The following is a 16,424-nucleotide window of genomic DNA, read 5'->3' on the forward strand; positions in this document are numbered from 1 at the left end:
TATGCCTGCAAAACGATGTGAAACATCTACAACAAGTATGCAGTACAGAAGAACGATTCAAGAGGCAGGTAAGCTATGAACAACAACTACCGTAAACCGCTGCAAGGTACCCAGCTGGAATATTACGACGTGCGTCAGGCCGTTGAAGATATTCAGCCAGGCGCATATGCCAAACTTCCCTATACCTCCAAAGTGCTGGCAGAGCAGTTGGTACGCCGTTGTGATCCTGCCATTCTGGAACAGTCACTGCGTCAGTTAATTGAGCGTAAGCAGGAACATGATTTTCCTTGGTATCCGGCACGTGTGGTGTGTCATGACATTTTGGGGCAAACGGCACTGGTCGATCTTGCCGGTCTGCGTGATGCGATTGCCGATCAGGGCGGTGACCCCTCCAAAGTTAATCCGGTGGTGCCAACCCAGCTGATTGTCGACCACTCGCTGGCGGTGGAGTATGGCGGCTTTGATCCGGATGCATTCCGTAAAAACCGCGAAGTGGAAGACCGTCGTAATGAAGACCGTTTCCATTTTATTGAATGGACCAAAACGGCTTTTGAAAATGTTGATGTGATTCCAGCCGGTAACGGCATCATGCACCAGATCAATCTGGAAAAAATGTCACCGGTGATTCAGAACCGTGACGGTGTTGCATTCCCGGACACTTGTGTTGGTACAGATTCGCATACGCCACATACTGATGCATTGGGTGTAATTTCGGTGGGTGTTGGTGGCCTGGAAGCTGAGAACGTGATGCTGGGCCGTGCATCTTGGATGCGTCTGCCAGATATTATCGGCGTAGAGTTAGTTGGACAGCGTCAACCGGGCATTACCGCAACAGATATCGTTTTGGCCTTAACTGAATTCCTACGTAAGGAACGTGTTGTGGGTGCGTATTTAGAATTCTTTGGTGAAGGTGCGGACAGCATGTCAGTGGGGGATCGTGCGACCATCTCCAATATGACGCCTGAATATGGTGCAACGGCTGCCATGTTCTATATTGATCAAAACACCATTGATTATCTGACCCTGACAGGTCGTGAATCAGAACAGGTCAAACTGGTTGAAAGCTATGCCAAGGAAATTGGTCTGTGGTCATCGGAAATGACACAAGCAGAATATCCACGTGTACTTCGTTTCGACTTATCTACAGTGACGCGTAATATTGCAGGTCCATCGAATCCGCATGCGCGTGTTTCAACTGCTGACCTGAAAGAGAAAGGCATTGCCGGGGTAGTAGAAAACCGTACCGATGGCCTGATGCCAGATGGTGCGATCATCATCGCGGCAATCACTTCATGTACCAATACTTCCAACCCACGTAATACTGTTGCAGCAGGTTTATTGGCACGTAAAGCCAATGAGCTTGGTTTAGTGCGTAAGCCATGGGTGAAATCATCTTTTGCACCTGGTTCTAAAGCAGCTGCGCTGTACTTGGAAGAAGCAGGTGTACTTGAAGATCTGGAAAAACTGGGCTTTGGTATCGTAGCGTATGCATGTACGACCTGTAACGGCATGTCAGGTGCGCTTGATCCAAAGATTCAGCAAGAAATTATTGACCGTGATTTATACGCGACTGCGGTACTTTCAGGGAACCGTAACTTCGATGGTCGTATTCATCCTTATGCAAAACAGGCTTTCTTGGCATCTCCACCATTAGTCGTGGCTTATGCAATTGCCGGTACGATTCGTTTTGATATCGAAAAAGATGCACTAGGCACAGACAAAGATGGCAATCCGATATATCTAAAAGACATCTGGCCATCTGATGAAGAAATTGATGCTTTGGTAAAAGAGTCAGTCAAGCCGGAGCAATTTAATAAAGTTTATATCCCGATGTTTGATCTGGGCGAGCGCGAGAAGGCAGCGAGTCCGCTGTATGACTGGCGTCCGCAAAGTACCTATATTCGCCGTCCACCATATTGGGAAGGTGCACTAGCTGCACCGCGTACACTCACCAACATGCGTCCACTGGCTATTCTTGGCGATAACATTACCACTGACCATTTATCACCTTCAAATGCGATTGTGCGTGATTCAGCAGCGGGTGAATACTTAGCAAAAATGGGTGTGCCCGAGGAAGACTTTAACTCTTATGCGACGCACCGTGGCGATCACCTGACTGCACAGCGTGCAACCCTGGCGAATCCAAAGCTGTATAACGAAATGGTGGTCCGTTCTGATGGCACCATCAAGCAGGGTTCTAAAGCGCGTGTGGAGCCGGAAGGCGAAGTGATGCGGATGTGGGAAGCGATTGAAACCTACATGAACCGCAAGCAGCCTTTGATCGTGATTGCTGGTAAAGACTACGGTCAGGGTTCAAGTCGTGACTGGGCAGCCAAAGGTGTGCGTTTGGCAGGTGTAGAAGCTATTGTGGCGGAAGGTTTTGAGCGTATTCACCGTACCAATCTGGTCGGTATGGGGGTTCTTCCACTTGAGTTTAAACCGGGTACAGACCGCAAGACTTTAAAGCTGGATGGTACTGAGCTGTATAGCGTGATTGGTAATATTGCACCACGTTCGACTTTGACACTTGTGATTGAGCGTGCAACTGAAGATGGTAAGGAACAGACGATTGAAGTGCCTGTGACCTGTCGTCTGGATACCGAAGAAGAAGTATCTGTGTATGAAGCAGGAGGGGTATTACAACGCTTTGCGCAGGATTTCTTGGAAGGGAATGTGGCTTGATTTAAGTTACTTCTTTTTAATCCACCCCAACCCTCCTTTTTCAAAGGAAGGTTGGGGTGGATTAAAGTTATTGAATTTGTTTAAAAAACGCTCTAATGTTCATTGGGGCGTTTTTTAAATTTGGGGAAAATAAAAATGCATAGAATAAGTGAGATAACTATAAAAAATTTCAAATCATGTATAGATACACAATTGAAATTAGAACCTTTTACAGCATTAGTCGGTTATAACAATGCTGGAAAATCTAACATTTTAAAGTGTATTGATATTTTAGTTAGGGGTAAAGCGCAAGAGCAATCAAGTTTTTATAATAAAGATGAACAGTTAGAGATAATTGCTTTGGTGCAGGGATTGGACGGTAATGCATTAGGTCATTTATCAGAAGCCCAGCGCGAAAGTCTTGTTCCTTATATTGAAAATAATTCTACTAGAATTAGATTTCTACAGAAAAAGCCAGGAACAGGTAGAAATGCGGTTCAAATGGAAGTTCAGAAACCAAATTCAGATAATGATCAATGGAATAATCCTAATGGATTACCACAAGCTATAACCACGCTTTTTCCTGAACCAACCTTCATTAATTCAATGGAGGATTCAGCAGAAGATGTTTTCAAGGTCAAAGCTGGAAATACTATAGGAAAGTTAATTGCAATTTTGCAAAAGCAAATTGTTGAAACGAATGTAGACGTAGTAAATAGTGCTCTAGCTGAAATTGGTTCTAAATTAAATTTAAGTGGTAGTGAACGATTAAAAGAGTTTGAAGAGTTTGATATTGAAATTAGTCAAAAGGTAGCAGATTTTTTCCCCGGTTTGAAATTAAATATCGATATACCTACACCTGATATAAGTGATCTATTTAAACAAGGTAGATTAAAAGTAACAGAGGATAGTAGCGATCGTGTGACAGATTTTAACGATATGGGACATGGTGCACAGAGAGCAATTCAGATGACGCTAATACGTCATTTATCAGAAATAACTAAAGATGTTTCTAAAGATGGGAAAACTAATTTGCTATTGATAGATGAGCCTGAATTATTTTTGCATCCACAAGCAATTGAGTTATTAAGAGCGTCCCTCAAATCCTTATCTAAAAAAGGTTATCAAGTAATATTTACAACACATTCCCCTTTTATGATTGAGCAAGAGGATATTCCTTATACAAATATAGTCCGTAAAAACAATAGAGGTACTCGTGTTGAAGTTCGTTTGAATGAGGCTATTATAAAAGTTCTAAATAGTAATGAGGCGCAAGCACGCTTGTTATTTGAAACTTATAATTTAGGGCAAATATTATTTTCTGATAGTGTATTGATTGCCGAAGGTGATACAGAAAAACATGTTTTACCAAATTTAATTAAAAAGGTGACGGGTAAATCGCTAGGTGAATTGAAGTTAGCTCTCGTGGTAGCGACTGGCTCACAAAATATTCCTGGGATGATTAAGATATTAAAAGAAATGAACATACCTGTTAAAGCATTGGCGGATTTAGATTTTGCTTTTACAGCGCATAAGTTTCAGTTAATAGAGAGTGGGCATCCATGTATTGAAAAGTGTTTAGAAATTATTGGAAAATTACAACCTATACATGGTTTCAGCTTACAAGGTCGTTATCCCACAGGAGGGAATGGATACAAGAGTGCACAAGTATATGAATTGTTGGCTCAAGATGAGCAAGCGCTCGAACCTATTGAGAGTTTAATAAACCATTTTAAAACTCAATCCATTTGGCTATGGAAATTAGGAGCTATTGAACCGCATCTTTGTTTAGAAGCTAAGCAAACAGGTGAATGGTATAGATTTAGAAAAAATTTACAGGATAAAGAACTTGAGGATGTTGTTGCTGATCCTTTAGTAATTAAACAGTTTGCAACGTGGTGTACATTACAAAGCTGATCTTCGCCCAAATGCCACCATCATTTACAAAAATGGACAATAGACATTCATCACCAGAGAGTTATACTAGTTTCACCATTTTCTAAAACAACGGAGAACAAAGATGGTTATTGCTGGCTCTAAACCGGGAACAGGTTTCTATTTTTGTGTTCAATGCGGACATCGCGTTTACTTAGAAATTGGTACAGACCGCTTACCACCGTGTACCAAATGCCAAGGCACCCAATATAACGATAAGGTTGCCTAAGCTACAGCAAAAAATAAAACAGAAAAACCTGTTTTAAATAAAAGCCCTATTACCCCATAGGGCTTTTTGCTATTTTAGGTTTATAAAAAAATCACAAATCGCCACAAACAGGTTTGGAGTGCAGTATGGAAACGATCCTAGGTTTATGTATTGGTATTGGACTCAGTGCAGCGTGTGGCTTCCGTATATTCGCACCTTTGCTGGTCATGAGTATCGCTTGTAATCTGAACTGGTTTGAACCGATCCAGGGCTTCGGCTGGCTGGCTTTACCCTCGGTTTGTTTGACACTGAGCATCGCGACCTTATGTGAAATCATCGCTTACTATATTCCCTGGGTGGATAATATCCTTGATATTATTGCTACCCCCGCAGCTGTCATTGCTGGAACCGTATCTACGATGGCAGTAAGTAGTGGGGAAATGTCGCAGTTTATAGCTTGGGCAACCGCATTAATTGTAGGTGGAAGCACCGCCGGAGCAGTACAATTTGGTACGGTGGCTTTGCGAGGTTTATCAACTACCACCACCGGTGGAGTAGGAAATCCGGTCATTTCTACGGGGGAGTGGGTCAGTGCGATCTTGATTTCAATTTTATCCTTCTTGGCACCTGTAATATTGGTAGTGGTATTAATCATTGCTGCCATCTGGTTCGTACGCTGGTTTAAACAGATCAAGAAAAATAAAGCTGATCCTGGTATAGCATAAATCCTCTAAGTCACTGTTTTATAAATCTAAAACTAAATAGTAAGTTCATGTGAAAGGACTAAAAAAACTCTAAAAAGTGATTGATTTTTACTTATCAAAGGCATAATTTTAGTATGGGATTAATAAATACATACTTTTATTATGGTTTTAATCCCTACCTTTATAAAAAAGAATATGGGGAGTTTGCATGGATATGATCAAGTTTGTGATTGATGAGCATACGACAGACAATGGTGCACATCTGATCCATAATTCAACGATGGGGTGTGAAGACTTGCCTGATCCTAATGCTCAGATTCTGATTGGTTAGTTTGCCAATTATGAACTGGCGTATAAGCGTGCGCGCATGAACTGGCCTAGAGAGAAAGTGACCGGTTGTGAAAAATGCTGCAAGCCATAACTCATGAATCAATCAGTAATTAAAAATGAATATGATGTTGAGATTTTTGACCCTGCCATTGTGTAGGGTCATTTTGTTTCAGCTTTCATCTTTCTATGTTAAAAATAATAAGCAACATGTGCCTATACATATGAGATCAGGAAAATGAAAATAGCAAAACTTGCAGTTTTTTTCAGTGCAACCATATTGATCTCGAATGCAGCCGTAGCGCAACAAGCTTTAAAGCCCCAACAGCGCCAGTCACAACAAGATCAAAAAACTTTTCAAGCCTATGTCCCTAAAAACTATTCTTTCTTTGAAGTAGTAAAAGGTGACTTGAATAAAGATGGTGTGCCGGATGCTGTACTGATTGTCAAAGCTACAGATCCTAAAGCTTTAATTAAAGATGAATATCGTGGAACCTTAGACCGGAACCGCCGAGGTATCATTGTTCTTTTGGGGCAAAAGGACAAGAACACTTATAAACAGTTTCTGCAAAACCTGAACTGTTTCAGCTCGGATCAGGAAGATGGTGGGGTGTACTATCCACCTGAACTGGTGCCTGAAATTAACAAAGGACTACTGCAGCTTACGTATCAGCATGGACGTTATGGCTATTGGAGCTATAAATTCCGTCTTCAGAATCTGGATATGCGACTGATTGGCTATGACCAGTTTTCTCATCATGGTCCTTTGCTTGAGTCGAAAACCAGCTTTAATCTGCTGACTGGCAAGAAAATTTATAGTAAAAATTTAATCACGGATCCGGAGCGCAGACCCAAATATAAAGAAACGCATTCAGTGCATAAACAGGCACCTATTTACTTATCTAAAATTAAAGACTTTGATCAACTCACATTTTAAATATCTAACTGCCTGAAATTGGCGCACATTTTGCAATTTATTTAATACGAGGATGCAAAGCTTCATCTAATCGCAGAGCTTTGACTTAATTTAGTGCACTTTTATGCACGATAAAGAGGGCAAATGAGTATGGATATGACCAACCACGTTTCTGAATCCCCGAAACTACCGCTTTCTGCACATGTCTGTGCGGCCTGGTCGCTCATATTTGTGCCTTTTTGTGGTGCAATTGGGCTGATCTATTTTGCGCTGGCTTATCTGATCAATCTGAAAGTACTGACATCTGAATTAAGCAAAATGAATAAAGTACTGGCAATTATCATGTCCGGGATGTGTGCCATGAGTGGCTGGTGGTTTACTGCACAATGGTTGCAGGGAACTTTTTAAAGTGAAAAAAAAGGAGAAAAGGGGTAAATAAAATTCCAATAAAGCTCATTTTTTTAAAATAAAACGTCATAAAAATGAGCCAATGAGATTTATTTCTCTGAATTGTCTTTTAAATCGGAATAATTTTTCAAAAATTAAAAAAATGATAAAAACATAGGAAATTAATTCCGTACGCTCAAGGCTAATATATGTCTCAAGGGTGTGACGGGATCGGAAAGAGTAGCATGCTGTGAGCGGCGCAAAACGCGAGAGCAGTACTTACCCAAAAGGTCTTGATCCGGCTTAGGACGCTATGAACCACAAGTTTGTAGGCTATAAGATCAATTCTTACAAAGATTGATAGTTGAAGTAAACCATCGCGAGTTTTCCCAACACCCTAAAAATTCTCCAGTAAAACCCATTAGAAAATATAAAAATAACTCTTCTATTCAAATCCCCTTAACAGTGTTATATCCGCCATTTCTTTTTATTCATTCAATTTATGCTAGTCTAGAAATTGAACCGTATCCTTTAGGGGAATCGCGATGGAACTTGATTTCTGGCGGCAATTTTTACTGTATGCATTGTTCGTTAATTACAGCATATTAATATTCTGGTTCCTGATCATTGTCTTTGCCCGCGACTGGGTCAAACAGTTGCATGGAAAATGGTTCAAGCTATCAGATTCAACCTTTGATGCCATTCATTATGCGGGTATGGCACTCTATAAGATTGGTATTTTTCTATTTAATCTAGTGCCTTTATTGGCTTTATATCTGATGTAAATATAGAGAAATAATAGATTTGAATCTTTCATTAACGTGATTTTAACCTGTGGTCGAATAGTAATCTCAAAGACCTAGTTCAAATTATTAAAATTGTCCAACTAAAAACAACAACATCGCTAAAAAGGAGCTCAGGCAAATGAATCAGTTTAAACCCGCCCTGATTTTAGGTGCACTCATCGGCTTAGGAATGATTATAGCGGGATGGATTCTGGGGAACAGTGCCGTCAAGATCAAACAGTATGAACGAATTGTTTCGGTCAAAGGCCTGTCTGAACGTGAAGTTAGGGCAAATGTCGCGGTCTGGCCGATTCGTTTTAGTTCGGCCAGTCAGGATTTGACTCAGCTTTATGACATGATGGAACTACAAATCCAGCAAATCCAGACGTTCCTGAAAGGTGAAGGCTTTAAAGCCGAAGAAATTACCACGGGAGCACCCGTCACCACAGATAAATATGCACAGCAGTATGGCGGAGATGCCAATGTCGCCCTGCGTTATACGGCACATCAAACGATTACCGTGTATACCCATAATATTGATGCAGTACGGGCAGCACAAACCCGTTTAGCAGAACTGGGTAAAAAGGGCATTGCCTTTGGTGGTGATGATTCTGGACAACGAACTGAGTATCTGTTTACTGGCTTGAATGACATTAAACCAGCGATGATTGAACAGGCCACACAAAATGCTCGGAGCGTGGCAGAAAAATTTGCAGCTGATTCACAAAGCCGTCTAGGAAAAATCAAAACTGCTAATCAGGGTCTGTTCAGTATTGAAGATCGCGATAGTAATACACCCTATCTTAAAAAAGTTCGTGTCGTATCTACAGTCGATTACTATCTGGCAGATTAAATTGACCGGAAGCAATTAAGCAGTACGATCTGAGCAGCTTGAACCCGGCTGGCCAAGTCACAAACTGAGTATAATTTCCTTAAATCAACTTCCTGTAAACGTTCAGATTGACACACTGGATTGACATTGTTATTTTGCGCATCTTTCTCCCCATGCAATTGCGCCATGCCACTAAACGATAACTTTGTTTACTGCCCACCTCAAGATCCACTCAAAATTCTCTATGAAGATGATGATCTGGTGGTGATTGAAAAGCCGGCAGGGTTGTTGTCGGTGCCGGGTCGTCTGCCAGAGCATCATGACAGCGCTTATTTACGTGTGTGCGAGCAATTTCCGGAAGCACGAATTACCCATCGCCTGGATATGGCTACTTCCGGAATTCTGATGTTTGCCAAGCATCGTGATGCAGAAGTAGCAGTCAGTAAAATGTTTCAGGCGCGTACGGTGAATAAGCATTACATCGCTTTGGTACAAGGCAAACTGGTCGGTGAAGGGGAAGTCAATGCCCCACTCATCACTGACTGGGAAAATCGGCCACGTCAGATGGTACATACGGAACTGGGCAAGCCCTCTAAAACCCTGTATCAAGTGTTGGATTATGATGTGGCACAAGATATTAGCCGTGTCTTATTAACGCCGATTACCGGGCGTTCGCATCAACTGCGTGTGCATATGATGCATATTGGTCATCCGATTACTGGCGATAAAATCTATCACCCTGAACCACTGCGCAGTCCGTTGCAACGCATGGCCCTGCATGCCAGTTATCTTGCATTTACCCAGCCCTTAAGTGATCAACCGGTAGAAATTTACGGTAGTGTGCCTTTTTAATATTGTCTACTTTCAACTCTATGTTTTATTAATTAATATTTGAGTTTGTGGAATGAATGCAGAACACTTTACTCATCTATTGCGTTGTATAAAGTGTGAGAAAATATTTCATATTTTTCTTTAATTCTCTAAATTTACTTATTTTTTGATCTAAAAAGCATTAGTTTAAATATAGTTATGTGCTTTGTTGAACTATGTAAATTTATAAGTTTACCTATCTTAATACTGTCTTATGAGGAAAATTGAATTTTAAAAAAGATCAAAATTTGGTAAATTTAAATATATGTTATTAAATAACATTATTTTGTAATTTTTATAAAAAATAAGAAATATAATATTTATGTAATTAAATTCAATAACTTACTGTCTATCTTATAAGTTAATTCATAATTAAAGTTTTAATATTTTTATTCTGGCAAGATTTCAAGAGATAAAACAGTAAAATTCAACAAAAATATCAATATTATTAAATATTTATACCTAATTCTAGTAATAGGATTTTTGAGAAAATCAGTGCAAACTAAGAATCTTTCATAAGTTCTTTGATTTGATTTAAAGCATTTTTCTTATTGTATTTTTTTAATTAGGGCACGGACGATGTCAAGTATTATTTTATTCGTTCTGGTGGGGATACTATCTGGCGTACTTGCAGTCACACTAAACAAATTAAAATCCCTGCGTGGAAACCTCGATGTTTTACAAAACAATCTGGATCATGCACGTCATAAACTGACAGATTATGAACAACAGGTAGAAGATAGTGAGTACGAGTTGTCTCAGCTACGCGTGCAGATCAGTAGTTTACGCACGACTTTAGAAAAATATAAGAAATACCAGGAGATCTGCGAAATTGAACAATATGTCATTAACCGTACCTTACAGGCTGAAAATTTTGTAGAAATGACCAAGGTTGATGCTTCAATCATGGTGGATGACATTAAAGGCTATATCGAACGGGTGAAAGCATTTATAGAGGATTATCAGACCAAGGCAATTCAAAAGGTGGATCAGCAGGCACGGGAAAAACTGCAACGTTATTATAAACAGGCACAAGAAGAATATCGCTTGCAGGATGTGGTTACTGCCTTAGAGCATAAAATTCATGGTTATCAGTATGGATTCTCGCTAGCAGCTAAAGATGTTTTGACTGAATTAATAGAGGGTTATCAGGAGCAAGATACTGCAAGACATTTACAGGATATTCGTGAGCAGATTGAGCAGGCGATTCGAGACAAAAAAGTTGCGCAATGCAACTATGTCGATGAAGATCGCCGTAATACCACCATGGATATGATCAGTCTGGCCTTTAACAGCCGTGCCGACCTGTATCTGTCTCGTTTAACTGCAGATAATCTGGGACAGATGCTACAGGCACTACAAGATGATTTTTATTTAATTAATCATAAAGGACAGGATTTAAGTCAGGCCCGTATTCAGCAATCGTATCTGGATTTACGTTTGCAAGAACTCAAGTTTGCAGCCTTGCTTCTGGAATTAAAGAAAACACCAGGAAAAGTTCTTCACCTGGCTTAAGCCACTTAGTCAAAAAAAATTAGGTGTAAAATGGGGATGAAAATATCTCCAAAATAAGCAGCAAAGTATCTCTACCAGTTAAAAGCTAAAGAGATACTTTAAAAATAAAAATTCGATTTGATATATAAAATCAGTCATTTAAAAACTGTAAAAAATATTATTTTTCCTATCGTATCCTGTATAAAAATCAGCTAATCTAATTTGTATAATAAAACGGCAGCATAATAAGGACAGCCCTATGTCACGTGATTATCAGCAGTTCCCGGATGATGAAAATGGCAATGTACTCTGGCAGATGTTTCAGGATGGCGATGATCTGACTGAAGCACATGAAATTGAATTTTCGATTGCATTTAATGAAGAATCTCAGGCTGATCGCTGTGCTTTGCATCTATTAAAAGAAGAACAGAAAATCAGCCTGTTCCAGGATGAAGAAAGCGATACACTCGAGTGGGTGATCACGATTTTCGTTTATATGGAACCGAGCTACGAAGATATTGTTGATCTGGAGCAATGGTTTACCAAAATCGCGAGTGAATTTGGTGGCGTTTATGATGGTTGGGGCTGTATGGCTTATGTATATGACGACATCGACGATGATGATACGCCTTTGACCAGTTAAAGCTAAACAAAATTTTTATAACACAGAATGAAGAGTATAAGCCCAGCCCGTCTGGGCTTTTTCTTATGGTGAATCAATAGTTTATTAATGAATAATTCAAACTGATATTATTTAAAACGAATAGAGGAATTGTAGAAATTAAATCCATATAAAATATAAGGTATAAAATGCTATAATGATTTTTTAATTTATTCATTTCTTATTTTTATTTTTATTTTTATTTTTGAGGTTCTTATGAGTCTACCCCATTGTCCAAAATGCCAGTCTGAATACACCTACGAAGATGGGGATTTACTGATTTGTCCTGAATGTTCGCATGAATGGAAAGAGGGTGAAGATACAGAAGAGCAGCTAATCATTAAGGATGCCAATGGTAATGTTCTTGCTGATGGTGATAGCGTAACAGTGATCAAAGACCTGAAAATTAAAGGTTCATCATCTGTGGTGAAAGTCGGAACTAAAGTAAAAAGTATTCGCCTGTTGCCAGATGCAGCAGATGGTCATGATATTGACTGTAAAATTGAGGGTATTGGTGCAATGAAGCTCAAGTCTGAATATGTGAAAAAAGCATAATCCAGTCCTGATCTGTTTTAATCTATTAAAGTTTGAACCAGAATGGCGGTTTAAAAAATAAGCCGTCATCACCTGCCTTGGCTTACATTTTATTTCATACGGGGCATAATCAAGAAAAAATACTGAGTAAATAAAACCTCATGCCTCATCTTCATATTGAATATTCAGATAATATCCAGAATCTGGAGGTCAAGCCGATGCTGCTCGGGATTCACCAGGCCTTATATACTGCAAATTATATTCAGGATCCGAATGATTTAAAAAGCCGGGCAATTTGTCAGCAGAATTATGTGATTGGACTGGATTTGAATACCACTCAGGCCTATGTGCATGCAAAAGTATCCTTATTGTCGGGGCGTAGTCCTGAATTGAAACAGGCAATTTCCCAGTGTGTCTTAGCAGTGCTGCGACAGCATGTACCAGCCCAGCAGGGTTTGACAATACAGCTCTGTGTAGAAATCATAGAAATGCCAAAGGACTGTTATAGTAAAGCCTTTATTTAACTTTAGTTTAACAATACTTGTATGTTGTTGGAATTATAAGTATTGTTTTTCGGAATTGTTATGTTGTGACAAAACTAAAATCTAGCAAACAGTGAAAAATAACTTAAATAAGCTTAAATTAACCGGACTCCTTTTCAAGTTTTATGAAAGGTGTTTAGCTAACAATAAAATGATCTTTAAAAAATGAACTTTATGGGGCTTTTAATATATTTGATGATTTTAACTAGCTAAGGTTTTTTTGCTGTAATTCTAAAAAAAATCTATGCCCTTCTGTCGGGGCAGATTGCAGTGATTATTTAACCATTTAAAAAATATAAGAGAATAGAGATGAAAATATTCGGGGACGCATCTTTAGGTAGAGAAATAGTTGATTTATTACATGAATGGGATAGTGCAATAACAGGCTTGGATATTCAGAATGTGCTTAAGTTGTGTGTATCAGATGTCAGGTTTTTTGATTTAAGTACAGAAGTTCATGGTCTGGAAGCTTATGAACAGAAATGGAATCTTTACAAGCCTTATATGCTGCATGGAGTGACCATACAGCGGCATGATGTGACAATCCACGTAGAGCCTCATTTAGCTTTGATTCATGGTTATTTCAAACTTACACCAGCAAGTGCTGAAAAAGTAAAATGGCTTCCATCCGTGAAATGGTGTCGTACTAGCTTATGTTTGAAAAAGGAACAAGGGCAATGGAAAATGGTGCATCAGCATATTTCGGTACCGGTAGAGATTGAAACACATAGCATGAAAGTATTAGAGCTAACCATTTAAATCTATAATGACATTATTTATATGAATTCATTCGCTATTTAAGTTCTCTACTATAGGGCAATGTTCAGTTGAATTCCAATAAAAAAAAGAACCTGAATGATTTAGGCTCTTTTTATTTGCAGAATGAGTATTAACCAAAGCGTTTTGGAATTTTCTGTCCATTAGGTATAGGGGTTTCAGCATTTTTTAATACACCGAATAACCAGGTTTCAGCATGCTGCACGGCGGTCTTGAGCTGATCGCCTAATGCTAAACGACCGGCAATGAAACTGGCCAGTGAACAGCCTGAACCATGATATTCACCCTCCAGACGAGCACAACGGGTCTGGTTCCCCAGTTCACCCTGAATATATAAACTGTTCTGGATATAATCAGGAGTATCTTCATGACCACCTTTAACCAGTATAGCTTTGGCACCCATGGCAAACAGTTTTTGTGTCGCAAGTTCCAGATCCTGCTCACCTGTCAGTGCACGCAATTCCACTGTGTTCGGTGTAATAATAGTTGCATGAGGGATCAATTGGGTAAAAGCCTTGACCAAGGTTGCCTGATCTCCCAATGAGCCACCACTGTTCGCGACAAGTACCGGATCAAGCACATAAAAATATTCAGGATGCTCAGCAAGAAACTCGGCTAGGGCTGCAATATTGTCGGTAGTACCAAGCATGCCGGATTTGACACCACAGATGGGCAAGTCACCGACTACCGCATGAGCTTGTGCAAGCAGCAGGCTTTTTGATGTCGCTTCAAAGCCAAATACCTGTTGAGAGTTCTGAATGGTAAGGGCGGTACAGGCTATTGCAGCATGAGCCCCGCTTTGGCCAATAGCTTCAATATCAGCCTGGAGGCCTGCTCCACCTGAAGGATCCAAACCTGAAAAGCATAGTACGGTAGGGCGCAAAACGATGTCCTTAAACTCTAGATTTGCGTTAGTATAGGCAAAATTTCATGAACACTCGATACCCATTTGTATCGAAGTAACCGGAGGACTGTGGTGATTCAGAATATCCTGATTGATCTGGATGGAACCTTAACTGATCCTAAAGTAGGGATTACTACTTCAGCACGTTATGGCTTGGAAAAAATTGGTCATCCTATTAGTCCCGATACCAATATTGACTGGATTATTGGACCACCGCTTAAAGCCTCACTCGCTAAAATTCTGAACGTTGCAAGCAATCACGTGCTGGCAGAGCAGGCACTAGAAGCCTATCGGGAACGTTTTGCAGTCACTGGACTGTATGAAAATAAAGTCTTTCCTGAGGTAGCTGAAACTTTAGCTGAACTCAAACGCCGTGGATATCGACTATTTCTTGCGACTGCTAAACCCACCGTTTATGCACGACAGATTCTTGAACACTTTGAGCTAGATCAATATTTTGAAGGCATTTATGGCAGTGAGCTAAATGGTGATCGTACCAACAAAGGTGACCTGATCGAATACCTCTTGCAGCAAGAGCAGTTAGATCCAGCTACTTGTATTATGGTTGGAGATCGTGAGCATGACATTTTTGGTGCTAGACATAATGGGATAGAAACTATTGCAGTTACTTATGGCTATGGTTCGCCAGAAGAATTTGCTCAAGCTGAGCCCAAATTTCAGATTCAACGCTTTAATGAAATTTTTGATTGTCTAGGTAAATAATTTTTATATTTTAAAATTTCTTCGCTTTAGATATTTAAAATAATTTCGATTTATATTTTATGAATCGAGATTATTTTTCAGTTATTTAATTAACATATTTATATAAAGAGTAAATTAAATTATAAACTTATTATATTAAATTTAAGCTATTAAATAGTGGATTAATAACCTGTTTATAAATTTGTAATTCATGTGTTAAATCAAGTAACTTATTTGTTGTTAAGTGTAATTAATTTACAAATATACAATTAACTAGATATAAAAGCTTATAATTTAATATAAATCATTGAAATACATAATAATAAAATTAATATAAATTTTCTAATATAATTCATCAATAAATTGTATATAAATATAAATCAATAGCTTAAATCATATTAATTAATAAAATTAAACTTCAATTTAAAATTACTACATAATAATAATAAAATCTTACTTATTTTATGGTTTTAACTTGGATTTACTCCTGCTATGAAGAGCTGGTTGGAAATTATAAACGGCACGACTCATCATAAGAATATTCAGGAGTTTCTCTCATGGCTAGCATTGACATATTGGCTAAGAATAATGGACAAATTATTCAAAGTTTAAATGCCGATTCGGTTATATTAAATCAAAATTCCGTAGTTAAAATTGGCGTCAAAATAGAGGATGTTGCCAATATTTTAAGAGAAGGAAATGCGGCAGTTATCACACTTAAAAACGGTGAAAAAATTGTTGTAGAAAATTATTTCGACCCCGCGGTGAATGAAAGTTTACTTGTTTTTGAAGGGAATAATGGCGAGCTGTACTGGGCAGAATTTACCGACAGTTCAGGTCAATTACTAGTTAAATACAACCCGATCACTGAGGAGGCCCTCCTTGGAGGAGGGGCAACTGACTTACTGCCTTGGATTGGTGGAGCATTAGCTGTTGGGGGAATTGCAGCAGCGGTAGGTGGATCGGGTGGTTCGGGTGGATCATCTTCAGGAGGAAATATAGACAGAATCCCACCCAATGCACCTGAAGTTACAAGTTTTGATGGTATTACTATACAAGGGCTTTGTTGCATAAAGATTTTAAAGATAGAGCTTTCCTAAGTTGTTTAAATTTAAGTGACAACTTGGGTATGAGCTCGGCCTAATTCCATAAATTTATTTAATACTGCCACACGTGCATGAATCT

The 16,424-nt window shown here is 39.1% G+C and carries 17 protein-coding genes and 1 pseudogene; 17 read left to right on the top strand and 1 reads right to left on the bottom strand.

Annotation, left to right across the window (positions count from 1 at the left end; genetic code table 11):
- The first annotated feature begins 75 nt into the window (after window positions 1-75).
- From acnD to C3420_RS09030, 15 genes and pseudogenes are all read left to right on the top strand, one after another.
- Window positions 76-2,682 carry a Fe/S-dependent 2-methylisocitrate dehydratase AcnD gene (acnD, locus tag C3420_RS08960; RefSeq protein WP_103800951.1) on the top strand — a complete coding sequence of 869 codons (2,607 nt, stop codon included), beginning with the start codon at window positions 76-78 and terminating at the stop codon, window positions 2,680-2,682.
- A 135-nt stretch (window positions 2,683-2,817) separates the two neighbouring features.
- The gene (locus tag C3420_RS08965; protein WP_103800950.1) at window positions 2,818-4,578 is read left to right on the top strand and encodes an ATP-dependent nuclease; all 1,761 of its coding nucleotides are present in this window, start codon (window positions 2,818-2,820) and stop codon (window positions 4,576-4,578) included.
- A gap of 103 nt (window positions 4,579-4,681) precedes the next feature.
- Window positions 4,682-4,825, top strand: a complete 144-nt coding sequence (locus C3420_RS08970; RefSeq protein ID WP_004814545.1) for a zinc ribbon-containing protein — start codon at window positions 4,682-4,684, stop codon at window positions 4,823-4,825.
- Window positions 4,826-4,950: 125 nt separating this feature from the next.
- On the top strand, window positions 4,951-5,529 hold the full coding sequence (locus C3420_RS08975; protein WP_103800949.1) for a DUF4126 domain-containing protein: 579 nt from the start codon (window positions 4,951-4,953) through the stop codon (window positions 5,527-5,529).
- A 187-nt stretch (window positions 5,530-5,716) separates the two neighbouring features.
- Window positions 5,717-5,929 (top strand): annotated as a pseudogene (locus C3420_RS08980) (hypothetical protein).
- Between the two features lie 144 nt (window positions 5,930-6,073).
- Window positions 6,074-6,772 (top strand): hypothetical protein, encoded by a 699-nt coding sequence (locus C3420_RS08985; protein WP_103800948.1) that lies wholly within the window; start codon window positions 6,074-6,076, stop codon window positions 6,770-6,772.
- Between the two features lie 129 nt (window positions 6,773-6,901).
- Window positions 6,902-7,159 carry a hypothetical protein gene (locus tag C3420_RS08990; RefSeq protein ID WP_071320928.1) on the top strand — a complete coding sequence of 86 codons (258 nt, stop codon included), beginning with the start codon at window positions 6,902-6,904 and terminating at the stop codon, window positions 7,157-7,159.
- 524 nt (window positions 7,160-7,683) lie between these two features.
- Window positions 7,684-7,923, top strand: a complete 240-nt coding sequence (locus tag C3420_RS08995) for a DUF6868 family protein (RefSeq protein WP_076754135.1) — start codon at window positions 7,684-7,686, stop codon at window positions 7,921-7,923.
- Window positions 7,924-8,062: 139 nt separating this feature from the next.
- The gene (locus C3420_RS09000; protein ID WP_103800947.1) at window positions 8,063-8,776 is read left to right on the top strand and encodes an SIMPL domain-containing protein; all 714 of its coding nucleotides are present in this window, start codon (window positions 8,063-8,065) and stop codon (window positions 8,774-8,776) included.
- A 165-nt stretch (window positions 8,777-8,941) separates the two neighbouring features.
- Window positions 8,942-9,607, top strand: coding sequence for an RluA family pseudouridine synthase (locus C3420_RS09005; protein WP_103800946.1), 666 nt, complete (start codon window positions 8,942-8,944; stop codon window positions 9,605-9,607).
- Between the two features lie 597 nt (window positions 9,608-10,204).
- A complete protein-coding gene (locus tag C3420_RS09010; protein ID WP_004891626.1) occupies window positions 10,205-11,140 on the top strand; it encodes a DUF4041 domain-containing protein in 936 nt (311 codons plus the stop codon).
- A 238-nt stretch (window positions 11,141-11,378) separates the two neighbouring features.
- A complete protein-coding gene (locus tag C3420_RS09015; protein WP_004814565.1) occupies window positions 11,379-11,762 on the top strand; it encodes a ribonuclease E inhibitor RraB in 384 nt (127 codons plus the stop codon).
- Window positions 11,763-11,996: 234 nt separating this feature from the next.
- On the top strand, window positions 11,997-12,335 hold the full coding sequence (locus C3420_RS09020; RefSeq protein ID WP_004814566.1) for a zinc ribbon domain-containing protein YjdM: 339 nt from the start codon (window positions 11,997-11,999) through the stop codon (window positions 12,333-12,335).
- A gap of 140 nt (window positions 12,336-12,475) precedes the next feature.
- Window positions 12,476-12,838, top strand: a complete 363-nt coding sequence (locus C3420_RS09025; RefSeq protein ID WP_103801033.1) for a 5-carboxymethyl-2-hydroxymuconate Delta-isomerase — start codon at window positions 12,476-12,478, stop codon at window positions 12,836-12,838.
- 327 nt (window positions 12,839-13,165) lie between these two features.
- Complete coding sequence (locus C3420_RS09030; protein ID WP_103801032.1) at window positions 13,166-13,615, top strand: YybH family protein; 450 nt, start codon at window positions 13,166-13,168, stop codon at window positions 13,613-13,615.
- Window positions 13,616-13,745: 130 nt separating this feature from the next.
- Here C3420_RS09030 and C3420_RS09035 read toward each other — a convergent pair whose 3' ends face one another.
- Window positions 13,746-14,516, bottom strand: a complete 771-nt coding sequence (locus C3420_RS09035; RefSeq protein WP_103801031.1) for a hydroxymethylpyrimidine/phosphomethylpyrimidine kinase — start codon at window positions 14,514-14,516, stop codon at window positions 13,746-13,748.
- A 93-nt stretch (window positions 14,517-14,609) separates the two neighbouring features.
- Between C3420_RS09035 and C3420_RS09040 the strand changes: the two genes are divergently transcribed.
- Together C3420_RS09040 and C3420_RS09045 are read left to right on the top strand one after the other, a co-directional pair.
- A complete protein-coding gene (locus C3420_RS09040; protein ID WP_103801030.1) occupies window positions 14,610-15,260 on the top strand; it encodes an HAD-IA family hydrolase in 651 nt (216 codons plus the stop codon).
- Between the two features lie 536 nt (window positions 15,261-15,796).
- Window positions 15,797-16,339 (top strand): BapA/Bap/LapF family prefix-like domain-containing protein, encoded by a 543-nt coding sequence (locus tag C3420_RS09045; protein ID WP_103801103.1) that lies wholly within the window; start codon window positions 15,797-15,799, stop codon window positions 16,337-16,339.
- Window positions 16,340-16,424: the final 85 nt, after the last annotated feature.

The sequence above is a fragment of the Acinetobacter sp. ACNIH3 genome (genome assembly GCF_002918965.1).
Lineage (GTDB): Bacteria > Pseudomonadota > Gammaproteobacteria > Pseudomonadales > Moraxellaceae > Acinetobacter > Acinetobacter schindleri.

Excerpts from the sequence above, each read along its gene's own strand:
- acnD (WP_103800951.1), top strand. The coding sequence starts at position 76 with ATGAACAACAACTACCGTAAACCGCTGCAAGGTACCCAGCTGGAATAT.
- C3420_RS08965 (WP_103800950.1), top strand. The coding sequence starts at position 2,818 with ATGCATAGAATAAGTGAGATAACTATAAAAAATTTCAAATCATGTATA.
- C3420_RS08970 (WP_004814545.1), top strand. The coding sequence starts at position 4,682 with ATGGTTATTGCTGGCTCTAAACCGGGAACAGGTTTCTATTTTTGTGTT.
- C3420_RS08975 (WP_103800949.1), top strand. The coding sequence starts at position 4,951 with ATGGAAACGATCCTAGGTTTATGTATTGGTATTGGACTCAGTGCAGCG.
- C3420_RS08985 (WP_103800948.1), top strand. The coding sequence starts at position 6,074 with ATGAAAATAGCAAAACTTGCAGTTTTTTTCAGTGCAACCATATTGATC.
- C3420_RS08990 (WP_071320928.1), top strand. The coding sequence starts at position 6,902 with ATGGATATGACCAACCACGTTTCTGAATCCCCGAAACTACCGCTTTCT.
- C3420_RS08995 (WP_076754135.1), top strand. The coding sequence starts at position 7,684 with ATGGAACTTGATTTCTGGCGGCAATTTTTACTGTATGCATTGTTCGTT.
- C3420_RS09000 (WP_103800947.1), top strand. The coding sequence starts at position 8,063 with ATGAATCAGTTTAAACCCGCCCTGATTTTAGGTGCACTCATCGGCTTA.
- C3420_RS09005 (WP_103800946.1), top strand. The coding sequence starts at position 8,942 with ATGCCACTAAACGATAACTTTGTTTACTGCCCACCTCAAGATCCACTC.
- C3420_RS09010 (WP_004891626.1), top strand. The coding sequence starts at position 10,205 with ATGTCAAGTATTATTTTATTCGTTCTGGTGGGGATACTATCTGGCGTA.
- C3420_RS09015 (WP_004814565.1), top strand. The coding sequence starts at position 11,379 with ATGTCACGTGATTATCAGCAGTTCCCGGATGATGAAAATGGCAATGTA.
- C3420_RS09020 (WP_004814566.1), top strand. The coding sequence starts at position 11,997 with ATGAGTCTACCCCATTGTCCAAAATGCCAGTCTGAATACACCTACGAA.
- C3420_RS09025 (WP_103801033.1), top strand. The coding sequence starts at position 12,476 with ATGCCTCATCTTCATATTGAATATTCAGATAATATCCAGAATCTGGAG.
- C3420_RS09030 (WP_103801032.1), top strand. The coding sequence starts at position 13,166 with ATGAAAATATTCGGGGACGCATCTTTAGGTAGAGAAATAGTTGATTTA.
- C3420_RS09045 (WP_103801103.1), top strand. The coding sequence starts at position 15,797 with ATGGCTAGCATTGACATATTGGCTAAGAATAATGGACAAATTATTCAA.